At 46.1% G+C, this 13128-nt stretch carries 8 protein-coding genes and 1 pseudogene; 8 read left to right on the forward strand and 1 reads right to left on the reverse strand.

Going from position 1 to position 13128, the window contains the following annotated elements; translation table 11 throughout:
* Positions 1 to 227: 227 nt before the first annotated feature.
* The 8 genes and pseudogenes from BISA_RS00605 (at position 228) to BISA_RS11805 (ending at position 12272) form a co-directional block, all read left to right on the forward strand.
* On the forward strand, positions 228 to 2312 hold the full coding sequence (locus BISA_RS00605) for an LTA synthase family protein (protein ID WP_033889586.1): 2085 nt from the start codon (positions 228 to 230) through the stop codon (positions 2310 to 2312).
* Between the two features lie 197 nt (positions 2313 to 2509).
* On the forward strand, positions 2510 to 3850 hold the full coding sequence (locus BISA_RS00610) for a tyrosine-type recombinase/integrase (protein WP_033889587.1): 1341 nt from the start codon (positions 2510 to 2512) through the stop codon (positions 3848 to 3850).
* 1019 nt (positions 3851 to 4869) lie between these two features.
* Entirely contained in the window at positions 4870 to 5490 is a 621-nt protein-coding gene (locus tag BISA_RS00615) for a recombinase family protein (protein ID WP_051917239.1), read from the forward strand.
* 45 nt (positions 5491 to 5535) lie between these two features.
* Complete coding sequence (locus BISA_RS12735; RefSeq protein WP_156099578.1) at positions 5536 to 5739, forward strand: hypothetical protein; 204 nt, start codon at positions 5536 to 5538, stop codon at positions 5737 to 5739.
* 12 nt (positions 5740 to 5751) lie between these two features.
* Positions 5752 to 6438 (forward strand): hypothetical protein, encoded by a 687-nt coding sequence (locus BISA_RS00620; protein ID WP_033889588.1) that lies wholly within the window; start codon positions 5752 to 5754, stop codon positions 6436 to 6438.
* A gap of 140 nt (positions 6439 to 6578) precedes the next feature.
* Positions 6579 to 6977 (forward strand): hypothetical protein, encoded by a 399-nt coding sequence (locus BISA_RS00625; protein ID WP_033889589.1) that lies wholly within the window; start codon positions 6579 to 6581, stop codon positions 6975 to 6977.
* Positions 6978 to 8245: 1268 nt separating this feature from the next.
* Complete coding sequence (locus BISA_RS12120; RefSeq protein WP_051917240.1) at positions 8246 to 10879, forward strand: glycoside hydrolase family 2 protein; 2634 nt, start codon at positions 8246 to 8248, stop codon at positions 10877 to 10879.
* A gap of 15 nt (positions 10880 to 10894) precedes the next feature.
* Positions 10895 to 12272: pseudogene (locus BISA_RS11805) on the forward strand (aldehyde dehydrogenase family protein).
* An 86-nt stretch (positions 12273 to 12358) separates the two neighbouring features.
* On the opposite strand, the gene BISA_RS00640 reads toward BISA_RS11805, so the two are convergent.
* Positions 12359 to 12961: a C40 family peptidase gene (locus tag BISA_RS00640; protein WP_051917241.1), complete on the reverse strand. Its 603-nt coding sequence runs from the start codon at positions 12959 to 12961 to the stop codon at positions 12359 to 12361.
* Positions 12962 to 13128 lie beyond the last annotated feature (167 nt).

Genomic DNA, 13128 nt, shown 5'->3' on the forward strand with positions numbered 1-13128 from the left:
CAAGCTCTGTGCTGTTTCTGTGCGGATATGAAAGCGAATACGGAGTCAATAGGCAGTGCGCTGGGAAAGCCATTGTGCATATTCGGGTGCCTTGGAAAAATCCAAGGCACCCTTTGCGTTAGGGTGAATAGTTAGGAAACAGTGAGGAAAACTGTGCCGCTATGGATTTTCCAAGGTTATGCGGCCACAATATGCCATTGGAAAAGTAACCGAGAAACTGTAGGCGAATGAGCGAGAACATTAGGAATACGAGTAGTAACACTGCGTCCAAGTTCCGTTGGAGGCTCTGGGAGAGTCGAGCTGAAGCGGACGAGGTCACGCCTAAGCATCCGCATAAGCCATTCCCCGGCTGGCTATACGGCATCTTGTTCGTTGTTTTTGACATTGTTGCCGTTGCCGCGCTTGAAATCGGCGTTTCCTCCAGTTCCACCCGTGTGCAGGTTTCCAGCCCCACGGTCGGATTCGGATTCGTCAGCAAGATGTGGACGGAAGGTAATTTCGTTTTCCTGCTCAACGTGATACTCGTTGGACTTTTGTATCTCATGCTGCTGATGCTGTTCAACCGATTCTGGACAGCAAGCATTGTGATTATGGGTGCTGGCATTATCGTTGCGGCGATTGAGCATTTCAAAGTGGAGATTCGTTATGAGGCGATTCTGCCTGCGGATCTTGGATTCCTCGGCTCCAACACCGGTAATATGCTCACGTTCATTCCGGCTGGTGCGCATGTGACCATTCTTGTGGCGCTTGGAGCATTCGCCGCACTATTGGCGTTCGTGTTGGTATTGCGCCATTTCGACGGACGCAAGGGGCGTATGATTCAGACCAAGAACATGAGTCTGAATCTCACGTCTCGCCTCATTCTGGTGCTGTTACCGTTGCTCGGTTTTGCGCTGTATTGCATGCAAGTGAGCACTACTGATTCCTGGGCCAACAAGCTTTCTCAAGGCATGGGCGATAAGCCGTCCATGTGGGATTCGGTCTATGATGCGCAACGTAACGGTCCGCTGGTGGCTTTTACCCGCCAGCTCAACCCGAAAGTCATGGAAAAGCCGGATAACTATTCCGAGGAAACCATGAAGGAGGTTGCGGCTCGATACACCAAGACGGCCAAGCAGATCAACGCCTCCCGCTCCAACAACCTCAACGATTCCACTGTGGTGTATGTGCTTTCCGAATCCTTCTCGGATCCGAGCCGAGTGCCGGGTCTTAAGGTCAATAAGGATTCGATGCCGAATATTCGCAAAATCAAGGAGAACACCACTTCGGGCCTTATGCTTTCCTCCGGTTATGGTGGCGGCACGGCGAACCTTGAATACATGGGGCTTTCCGGTCTGAGCATGGCTAATTTCGATTCTTCCTTGACCAGCCCATACCAGCAGCTGGTACCGAGCGCGCATTGGACACCGACCATTAACCAGATGTGGGGTGCGCCCGCCAATTCGCTCGGCTACCATCCGTATGAGTCCAGCATGTATTCGCGCGCCACGAACTATAAGAAGTTCGGTTTCTCACACTTCTATACGCTGACTGGCCCGGACGTGATCAAGTATCAGGACAAGATCGACGATTCGCCGTATGTTTCGGATAAGTCTTCGTATGATTCGGCGCTCGAGGGCATCAAGTCCGGCAAGTCGAACAAGTTCATCCAGATCATCACGATGCAGAACCACATGCCGTATCACGAGTGGTACAAGAACAACGACTACACTGCCGAATCCACCACGGGCACGCCTCTGGAAAAGGATGAGCAGGAGTCCATCGAAACCTATCAGAAGGGTGTGGAGATTACCGATCAGGCCACACAGGAATTCCTGGATGAGCTCGATGCGCTCGACAAGCCGGTCACCGTGGTGTTCTATGGCGACCACTTGCCTGGCATCTACTCTTCGGCTAGCGAAGACGAGAACAATTCGTTGGCCTTGCATTTGACCGACTACTTCATCTGGTCGAACAAGGCTTCCAGTTCGCAAGGCAATAAGACGGATGATGCCGCCTACTCTTCGCCGAACTTCTTCGTGGCTCAGGCCGCCGAGCATATGGATGCCAAGGTATCGCCGTATCTTGCATTCCTGACTGAAATGCACTCCAAGATTGCTGCTATGGAACCGCCAGTGGTCAATAAGATTCAGGGCTGGGACCGCATTCCTGAAGGGCAGAGTATTTATTTGGATCAGGAAGGCAATCCGATGAGTGAAGAGGACTTCGACGAGGAGACTAAGCAACTGCTTGCCGATTACAAGCTCATCCAGTATGACATCACCGCTGGCAAAAACTACCTCAAAGACACCAGCTTTATGACGTTGCCGTAAAGCAAACAACCCGGTGGGTTGTTTGTAGGCAACGTGGCGAGCCGATAGGCGAGTCAGCAGAATGCGGGCGTAGCCCGTCCGAAATTGCAGTACCGTTGCCGTAAAGCAAACAACCCGCCGAACCGTAAAGCGGACAGTCCGGTGGAACTATGGAATCATTGCAATAACAGTGGTTCCATAGTTTCATGCAGTCTTGAATGGTTGCTAAACTTGTTGCTATGAAACCATTTCAAACAATGCATAACAAAAGAATACAATGGTGTTGTAAATGGAAACAAGACGGCGCATGGCGTTATGTTTACGATGATAACAAAAAGCGTTGTATAGAAAAACAACTCGCACGAGTGGCAAAACTGGGCAATATCAGTGTCGATGAACCAGTAGTTAAGAAACCAGTACCGGTAAAAAAACCAGTACATACCATTGATTTTGTGTTTTATGAGCGGTTGGAATCAATGGATAAAAAGCATGAAATTAGTGAAAAACATTATAAGAACACTAACAACATGTATAAGAAACACATAAAACCATATTTATCAGATATGGATATCAGTGTTGATTCAAAAACTTTAAACAAGTATTTCAATGAATTAGAAACAACTGATAGCAATAAGAACAAGATTTATAAGTTATTACATGCACTATTTGAATATTCAATTAAGAACGGTTATATCCAGTTCAATCCTACAAACAGTGTTAACAAGCCAGCATATAATAACAAAACTCGTGCATTGGAAATAGATAAGACAAATCAGATAATACTAACATTAAAAGGTATCATCAATATGCTGTCTTACGAGCAATGTAAATACCATGAATACTACAACATGTTTTTATTGCTCACATTAGGATTAAGAGCCAGTGAGCTAATAGGATTAACACAAGAATCATTGAATTATGCTGATAGTAGTTTAACAGTATCAACACAATTAAGAAAAGAAAACGGCGCTTACTATTTGAAATTAGGAACAAAAGGTAAGCTAACAGATTTTCATTCAAGAACAATACCAATTGGCAGGCAGTACAAACAAGCAATACTTGATGAAACCAATAAACATAAAGACGCGGTTTCACTACCTGTTAAATTGAATGATGAATACATGAAAAATGAAACAAGGCATGCACTGTTCATTAAGAATAACAAACCGTTTGATTATAACAATCTAACTTACATATGGAAAAGAATACAAGATGAATACCATCGAATTATGCTACATGATGATACTAAACCAACATACATAAGATTGCATGCATTTAGACACATGGCAGCTACACAATTAGCAGAACAAGGCGAAAACATTCAAATAGCACAAGCAATCCTTGGACATATGAACCCGTCCATGACTGAATACTATACACACTTAACAGCATCAATGATGAAAGCAACGGCGGAACGATTTGAAAACAACATGCTACACGAAATGACAAGTTTGAACTATGGCATAGAACAAGCAATGAACATAGATACCATGTTAAACGAACAAAAAGGGGTCATAGAACGGCGTTCACACACTGACACGGCTAATGACATGGATTGATAAAGAAAAGGCCAGCATGGGCGCTTACAGGCTTTTTTGAAACGGCCGCGTAAAGGTCCATGCTGGTCCTACTGTTCTATGAATGATGAATGCTAACAACACTGTTAACCACTAACACATAATAATATATCTCTTATAGGAATAAAAGGTCTACCAACAGCGTCTTATTTTGTTGGCTTTTACACGCTTTCATTGATTGCAAATGAAACAGTTTATTTTTAATGGACGGCTCCGCCTTGTACCTCTACACGCCTGACTGATTTTAACAACCGTCCTACTTACAACCAACACATATACCACCATCGACCATCCGGCTGATTGTAAGCCCCCGCGTTTCAGATTACCACTAACAAGAACAGATATAAACAAACTATTCAATGTCAGTTTCTAACAGGCTGGTTCAAACGCTGTAATCATTGAGCTACTTTTAAGACAATCGTCCGCTTTTACAGGCATCCATTACAATTCTTGAACCATTCAAAATCCTACGCCTATCAGTTATACATGAGTTAGAAAATCATGCATACATCAATGACTTGCATTCAGTTTTCATGCTGATGTGAAAAAACAACCTGAACTTACTTTTATGGGATTTGTCAGGGATTCACCTATTAAACCTGTTCTATAAAACAAGAACTCCGGCGCACTCCACCATTGCTATGAAATTATACTAACAACTTAAAACAGGCCTCTTCAACAGCAGTCATAAACCACTATCTTAATCCGACCAGTCCAATTCAATGGACGCCGTTGTTTCAAGTTGTAATCAATAATATCACATTCAAACATATTTATGAAAATGAATTATCAGCAGGTTATCTATCAAACACTGTTTTTGGTTCAAAAATAGCACTATCAAAAGTTTACAACATTTGATAGATAGATAAAAGACAATATTTAATCAAAAAACACACGATTTTACAGAAAAATCTTTATTTTTTTCAAAAATATCAAAAATGTATGGATTTTGATTGATATTTAATAATTGAAACTTAAACACAACTTTAAAGGGGGTTTATATGAAATATGGATATATAAGAGTTTCAACTAACAAACAAACAAAATATGGTTATTCACTTGATTATCAAAAGGACGCCGTTATAAAGGCAGGCGCAGAACATGTTCTATCAGATGAATCAGTAAGCGGTAAAAACATGCAACGCCCCGGTTTCAACACATTACAGATTGCATTACACCCGGGGGACACCGTTATTGTTCACTCACTCGACCGTTTAGGTAGAAACTTTAAAGACATAGTGAACATAACTGATGATTGGAATAAAAGGGATATAACGCTCATAGCTCTTAAAGAGGGCGTTGACACCAGCACACAGGTTGGAATCACTTACTTACAAATCATGGCATCAATAGCCCAACTTGAACGACGCATGATCATTGAACGAACAGAAGCAGGCCGTAAAAAAGCCCATGAACAAGGTAAGACAACCAACCGCCCACCAACATGGACTGACAAGGACGCATTGAAAGCATTGGATTATAGAGAAAACAAGGATTTTGATATCTGTGATCTATGTATCAAGTTCAAAAAATCAGAAGCAACGATTTTCAGAATGCTACGCCGTGCAAGAGAAATCAAACATGAAAACACAACCAATGACAAAAAGGACAAACAAAAATGAGAAACAAAAAAAGAAAAGTCCACAAATGTAGACAAACCATCACAAATGGTAAGTGCAACACTGTTAGCTCAAACATTCAATGCTGACTATGAACTAATGCTAACAGCAATCGAGTACTACCCCAACCGAACAAAACCAACATGGCAGAAACTGATTTACGAGGGGGCTACAAACGGTTTAACAGCTAATCAAGTGTTAGAACAAATCATTACAAAAGGTCAACCAATGGGATTGATAAAGAGAAAATAAAAGGCGGTATGCATGAAAAAGATACTAACACTAACAATTGCATTCATTGCAACACTGACCGTGCTCACAACGGCGCTGTTCATAGAAACCAATCATGCCATTGCTAATGGCATATGCAATAACATAACTGATTGCAATGGTTTCTACTATGACTTGAACGGGGTCAGATACAACGCGGATGGAATGAAACAGATTGCAGATGATATCAGTAAGAATGGTAATAAAAGCCAATGGTATGAAACCATATTGAATAACAGTGGCGGTGGCAAAGTTCTTATAGATAACAAACAATACGATGTAGCAATGCCATATGGATTGAACACCGATGATAAAGCAAGCGACCCCAGTAAGAAAACAGCACTGACATTTGAAATATATTCATATTCAAACAATCCTGAACTGTTCGCAGTTGATACGACAAAAACAGCATTATCAACATGGCGTGATTCTGAATTAAGAAAGAAAGTCAACATCGAGGTTTTTAACAAACTACCAGTCGACTTACAAAAGAACATAATACCAACCGTTGGAATGAGAAACACAATATACCAATCAGCTAATTGCAACATGGTCGGCGTATATTGCAATCCACTTGAATCGGATATAAACAACACGGCAACCATTGACAAGATTCACATATCAACATATTCATACCAACAAGGTAAATACCTGGGCGGTTATTACATATTCAACATGTGATTATGGGAATAAAACTCACATCATGCCAGTTGAATAATGTAGCACAAAAAAATCATGCACAAGATTTATACGCACGATTAAAAACATGCTAACATTGAAAACAACTACGAACGAATAAACACAAGAGAACGGATTAAGTTATGTTAGAAAACAAACACTTAAATGATAATGAAAACGACCAGTACGATGATGTCATTCAAACCATCATTGACAATAATGAGGGATGGAATGATAGCATACCAGCTGATGAATCAGATTTGTCATGGTTTGAAACCAGTACCATCAAGGAACTAATGGAATGGATGAGTGATGAAATCAACATCTACTATGAAAACATTGATGAATATGATGAACCTGATGATGATGAATTAGAACAATACAAACAAGCCACTAAGTTTCTTGAAAATCTATATACAAGAATCAAAAACGAGCTTACAAACAATGTTCAAACATCCAATTATTATGGATTCAATGACAAAAAAGAGTTTGATGAATTAAGTCAAGTGATGGAATCTTACGACTGGATTACTATCAAATAGCTATATGGGATTCGACCTTTTCAGATGTCAACTATGATGTCAACTCGAATGTCATATTTGATGTCATTCACTGGTGATGTATGAATAAGTAAGAAACCGCTTTAAAAGTGGTTTCTTATTTTTATATCCACAAAAAAGCCAAACAAACAAACCAATAAATAGAATAGATGAATTACATAAACAGCAGTGAATAAAAATGCTAACAATGACAGGCATTGAACGCACTTATATTAACTACTGGATAGCTTTAAGAACGCAGCGGCGAAAAACGCCCTACCACTCTCGCAACTATTACATTCATCACCGTAATTTATGATGGTTGTGTTTGAATCGTGTGCTGAAAATGCTGGACGCGTGTCATTTTATCTTTTTCTTTTTTTCTTTTTTCAATTTATTGAAAACGGGTTGCAATAAAACCATGCACACATGATATTATAAAAGTAAGTGAAGGAATATATACTAACAACTTATAAGTTTCTCTATACAACAAACAGTTTCAGTAATTGATACCAACCCCCGGCGTTCAAACCGGGGGTTATTTCATACATGGTTCTAAAACACACAAAAAGGGGTCATAGAACGCCGTTCATGTAAAACAGGTATCATTTATCATGCTCAGGCTAACAGGGACAACAGCGGCTGTTTAATGAGTTTTAGATAAAACCGTGCAATGATTAACAGGGGGCATGCAATAAAACAATGCTCACATGATATTAAATAATTGTAATGACTTGTACCCCTAATCAAATCATTATGTATGTCTTATATTGGCTTGATATAATTAAAAACAAACAAAATGAAACCACGGCATCGACCACCGTGGTTTTGTTTTATCTGACATCAGATATTACAAATAATGTAAACTGAAAAGTCATAAATATTTCTTCTATGAATGAACCCCCGGTTTTAACGCCGGGGGTTCATTTTATGTATTCATGTATAGTAGCCCACAAACCCCGTTTTTCTTGATTTTCATCGGCGTGTTCACTTATATGCACTGATAAACCAGCTATAATAAACGACATCGATTTTAAGAACAAGAATGGTTGCTAAATATGGTTGCTACTTAAAACATCCTTGAAAACCGTTGGAATTATTGATAATCAAAATCCCGGTGGACTGTCCGTAGGTGAGGGGAGCGGCTGTGCCGCGACGGAAATCCATACGGATTTCGGTTTGTAGGCAACGTGGCGAGCCGTCACGAGAGTGCATAAACTCGCATATTGCTATCGTGTGGCACACGCCATAGAACGGCCTACAATAAAGCCATGAAGCGCGTCAATATCAACTCCGGTTGGCAATTCCGTTCCATAAGCAGTGCAGGCAAGGGTGCTTGGCAGTCCATCACGCTTCCGCATGACGCGATGATTCATGAGCCGCGCACCCCGCGCACAGGGAACGGCTACAATACTGGCTACTATCCAGGCGGCAGTTACGAATACCGCACTACGCTGGACTTAATCGACCTGCCGGCCGCATGCCTCATGGAATTCGAAGGCGTTTATCCAGGGGCCACGGTGCTGGTCAATAATGAGCCAGCCGGAGAACTCGCCTACGGTTATGGCGACTATTACCTCGATATCGCCGATCTCCTGCACACCGGTTCCAATACCGTCACCGTGCTCGTGGATAACTCCCATGTGCCGAATTCCCGCTGGTATTCCGGTTCCGGCATCTATCGTCCGGTATGGCTATGGATTGGGGAGCATACTGATGTGATTCGCCCGGATACTGTGCGCATTGACACTGTAGTGAGTGCGGGCGCAACGGCCAGCGCAACGGTAACTGTCAATCTCGATAATCCACCGATTCTCGGCCAATATCTCAACACGGCCATCATCGATGCCAATGGTGGTACGGTGGCTGAATTTCAAGATGATGCGGGCATCATTGACTCTGCGCAACTATGGTCGCCGGATTCGCCGACGTTATACACCGCACAGCTCACGCTTCATGATGCCGATGGCACGATTCTCGACACACATACGGAACGTTTTGGCATCCGTACATTAACCTGCGATGCTCAACATGGCTTATGCATCAATGGCAAACGCATCATCCTCAACGGTGGCTGCGTGCATCATGACAATGGTATTCTCGGCGCCGCAACCCTGCCGCAGGCCGAATACCGTCGCGCCAGAATCATGAAGAACCAAGGATTCAACGCCATTCGATCCGCCCATAATCCACTCTCCAAGGCCTTCCTTGACGCCTGCGATGAACTTGGTCTGCTGGTGATGGATGAAGCATTCGACATGTGGTGGATGCATAAAACCAGTTACGATTACGCCGGCTCTTTCCGGGAACATTACGCCGAGGATTTGGCTTCGATGGTGCGCAAAGACCGCAATCATCCCAGTGTAGTGCTGTATTCGATTGGCAATGAAATAGCGGATACCAAGTCGCCGCGTGCCGCTGATGCCGCACGCTCAATGTGCTCCATTATCCGAGGATTTGATTCAAACAGACCAATCATCGACTGCGTAAATCCAATCTCTCTGTCTTTGGCTGCTAAAACCCAGGCTGATATGGACCAGCATGACGCTGCAGTGGAAGGAGAGCCTGGCCTCAACACCACGCTCGAACATGCTTCCGGCCCGGCAATGCTCACGGTTGTGGACAAGCTGATGCCCGCGGCGCTCGCTACCAGCATTATGGATAGGCAAACCAACGCGGTATTCAACGAGGTTGATGTGGCCGGATTGAACTATTGCCGCCAAGGTCCTGAGTATTTCCACCGCAAGCATCCTGATCGTGTGTTTTGTGCCAGTGAAACCTACCCTCAGGAGATTGCCTACACTTGGCCTGATGCCAAACGATTGCCGTATTTGATTGGTGATTTTGTGTGGACCGGGTGGGATTACATTGGCGAAGCCTCGGTCAGTGCGTGGGCGTATTCCCATCCTGAGCCGTATGGTTGGATGCGCGAATACGGTCATCGTATGGCCATTCGCGGCCGCGCCACGGGCCCGTATCGTCGTTATCCGGGATTGCTGGGTGGCTCAGGCCTTATCGATATCACTGGCATGGCAACCAGCCAGATGCTGTATCGGCAGATTGTTACCGGGGTGCGGCGCGCGCCGGCCATCACCGTGCGGCCCATGCAGTTGCTCTATGGGGATGGCGCCACTCGTGCCGGGCGAACGTTGCGGTTCATCGAGCGTGGGCATGACGGCGTGGAAAGCTGGTCATGGAGCGGCTATGAGGGACGTGACGCGATAGTGCAAGTGTTTTCAGGCGGCAAAACCGTGCAGCTGACGCTCAATGGCAACGTGGTCGGCACCGCTCCGGTACGCCAGTGCATGGCTGAATTCCATGTGCCGTATGAGCCAGGGAAACTGGTTGCCACGGCTTATGATGCTCATGATCGCGCTATTTCCAGCAGTTCGCTGGTTTCCGCAAGTGCCGAAATGCAAGTCACCACGCAATTTGAGCATGCGTTCAACCCGTATCCGCAGGATGATTCGCGATGGGAGTCAAGCGAACTGATTTATGAGTCCATTGCTCTGACCGACGCTCATGGCATTGTGCATGCTACCGATGATCGCCGTATTACCGTACTGCCAGATGGCAGTGTGATAGTTGACGCGGCGGTATCGGATGATGCCGATGGTGTGAGCCGCCGACAGTTTGTTTCACATGATGTTTCACGCGACGATATGCCGGTAACGCAGGCCAGCCGTGAAAAGGATTTGGCTGCGGCGACAGAAGGCGTGCTTGCGCATACCTCATCTGCAGATGCCGAATTGCGGGAACTGCTGAGCCAGGCGGAACTTCTCGGTGTGGCCAGTGCTAATCCGATTACCGCGGATGCGCTCGCCGGCAATACATGCACTACGTACTTTGGCCGCGCTCAAGCCATTTGGCGTGTTCCTTCATACCTTGCCGGCTCTACGTTCTGAAAGAACGGTATGCTTATGTTTTCTGAATCCGTTACCCAGCTTAAGCATGCCTATGCGTCCGGCCGCACTCGGCCGCTGGCTTGGCGCCGTGCGCAATTGGATGCACTTCGACGCATGATTGCAAAGCATACGCAGGATTTCATTGCAGCTGAGACTGCCTGATCTTGGTAAGCCAGCTGCAGAAACCGTGCTGATGGAATTGAATCTGGTGTCGTCGGAGGCCAGATTCGTTCGCCATCGGCTGCGCAGTTGGACTGCTCGCCATCCTCAGCCTATGCCGTGGGCACTGCAGCCAGCAGCAGGATGGACTATCGCCGAACCGAAAGGCGTGGTGTTGATTATCGCGCCGTGGAATTATCCGGTGTTGCTGGCTCTTGAACCGCTTGCTGACGCATTGGCAGCGGGTAATGCTGTGTGCATTAAGCCTTCCGAACTTGCCCCGCATACATCACAATTGATTGCCAAGCTGGTTCCGCGATACTTGGACGGCGAAGCCATCACAGTTGTGGAAGGTGGCGCAGAGGAAACCGGCAGACTATTGGAATGCGAGTTCGACCACATCTTCTATACGGGTGGCGAACGAGTCGGCAAGATTGTCATGACTGCTGCAGCCAAGCATTTGACTCCGGTCACGTTGGAGCTTGGTGGCAAGTCGCCATGTTTCGTGGATAGTACTGTGAACCTGAACGTTGCTGCCCGGCGCATTGCATGGGGCAAGTTCTCCAACGCTGGCCAAACCTGTGTGGCTCCCGATTATGTGCTTGCCACTGCGGATATTGCGCAAGCGTTGGCGGAGCGAATTGCGCTGGCGGTAACCGAGTTCTATGGGGAAAATCCTGCAATGTCGCCTGATTATGGGCGGATTGTCAATGATCGTCATTTCGATCGATTGTGTGGTCTCATGTCGGATGGTCGTGTGGTATGCGGTGGAACGGCCGACCGGGAAGCACGGTATATTGCGCCGACCGTACTTTTGGGCACGCGGCCTGATGCGCCGGTGATGCAGGAGGAGATTTTTGGCCCGATTCTGCCGATCCTGGTGGTTGAAGATGTGGAATCCGCTATTCGGTTCATCAATGATCGTCCGCATCCACTGGCCGCATACGTGTTTTCAAACCGCCGTGCAGTTAGGCGTGCGTTTGAATGTCAAACGTCTTCCGGTGCTCTTGGTTATTCGTTGACGTTGGCGCAGTTGCTGTCCAGCCGATTACCGTTCGGTGGGGTAGGAGCCTCCGGTATGGGTGCCTATCATGGCAAAGCTGGTTTCGATACGATGAGTCATATCAAAACCGTGGTTTCCAAGCCGCAATTTCCGGATACGCTGCAGATGATTTATCCGCCATTGCATACAGTACGTACCGCGTTGATTACATTGCTGTCCAAGTTGAGCTGAAACCTGGGAAATAACAGCGAGGGGTTAATGAGCTGTGTGATACTCATTAACCCCTCGCTGTAGGAATTGGAATTATGCGTTGATGCTTACTTCAGCACGCGGTAATACTGCATGCCACTCATGACTGCGGTGACTCGTGTGCCGAGAGCCGGAGTCATGGCGTGAATCATCAGACCATTGCCGATATAGATGCCAGCGTGTGTCGAACTGATCATCAGATCACCAGGCTGCGGGTCGGACACCAGTGTGCCGGCAGAGCCTTGGCTGGCGGCAACGCGGGGGAGCGTGATGCCGAAATGAGCGAACACATAGGAAGTGAAGCCGGAGCAATCCCAGCCATCAGGAGTGGTTCCACCGTATACGTATGGGGAACCTTGGAACTGCAGTGCATACGCTACCAAATCAGAGGCGCTGCCGGACACCGGAACGTCGCTGGCGGCAATGCTGGTACGGCTGGAGCTGCGGCTGGCTGCTTCAGATGCGGCTTGTGATTGAGCTTGAGCTTCAGCGTCTTTTTCTGCCTGAGACTGGGTCTGCGGAACGTTCAGGGATTCAACATCGCCCCAGTTGCCGTCGCTTTCGGTGGCAACGGATTCAGTGCCTACCGAAATGTGGCGAGTGGTTTTGACTGCGGGGAATGCGCGGGCGGAGGTCGTGGTAACGGCTGCGGTATCTGCGGCGGTGGCCATAGGCACAATACCCAGCGGAAGAGCAAGAGCTGCGACAGAGGCGATAATGGCCGCAACTTTACGAGTACGGGTAGAGGGGGGGACTTCGTCATGAATACAGTAATTCCTTCCGAACAAACTGTCGTCAACTATAACTTTGCCCCTGTACCTATGTAGGCACAGGGGCA

Origin of the sequence: Bifidobacterium saguini DSM 23967, assembly GCF_000741715.1 — a bacterium.
Taxonomy (GTDB): Bacteria; Actinomycetota; Actinomycetes; order Actinomycetales; family Bifidobacteriaceae; genus Bifidobacterium; species Bifidobacterium saguini.

What these genes read in the sequence shown, in the direction of transcription:
- BISA_RS00605 (WP_033889586.1), top strand. Translation starts at nt 228, where the DNA reads ATGAGCGAGAACATTAGGAATACGAGTAGTAACACTGCGTCCAAGTTC.
- BISA_RS00610 (WP_033889587.1), top strand. Translation starts at nt 2,510, where the DNA reads ATGGTTGCTAAACTTGTTGCTATGAAACCATTTCAAACAATGCATAAC.
- BISA_RS00615 (WP_051917239.1), top strand. Translation starts at nt 4,870, where the DNA reads ATGAAATATGGATATATAAGAGTTTCAACTAACAAACAAACAAAATAT.
- BISA_RS12735 (WP_156099578.1), top strand. Translation starts at nt 5,536, where the DNA reads ATGGTAAGTGCAACACTGTTAGCTCAAACATTCAATGCTGACTATGAA.
- BISA_RS00620 (WP_033889588.1), top strand. Translation starts at nt 5,752, where the DNA reads ATGAAAAAGATACTAACACTAACAATTGCATTCATTGCAACACTGACC.
- BISA_RS00625 (WP_033889589.1), top strand. Translation starts at nt 6,579, where the DNA reads ATGTTAGAAAACAAACACTTAAATGATAATGAAAACGACCAGTACGAT.
- BISA_RS12120 (WP_051917240.1), top strand. Translation starts at nt 8,246, where the DNA reads ATGAAGCGCGTCAATATCAACTCCGGTTGGCAATTCCGTTCCATAAGC.
- BISA_RS00640 (WP_051917241.1), bottom strand. Translation starts at nt 12,961, where the DNA reads ATGGCCACCGCCGCAGATACCGCAGCCGTTACCACGACCTCCGCCCGC.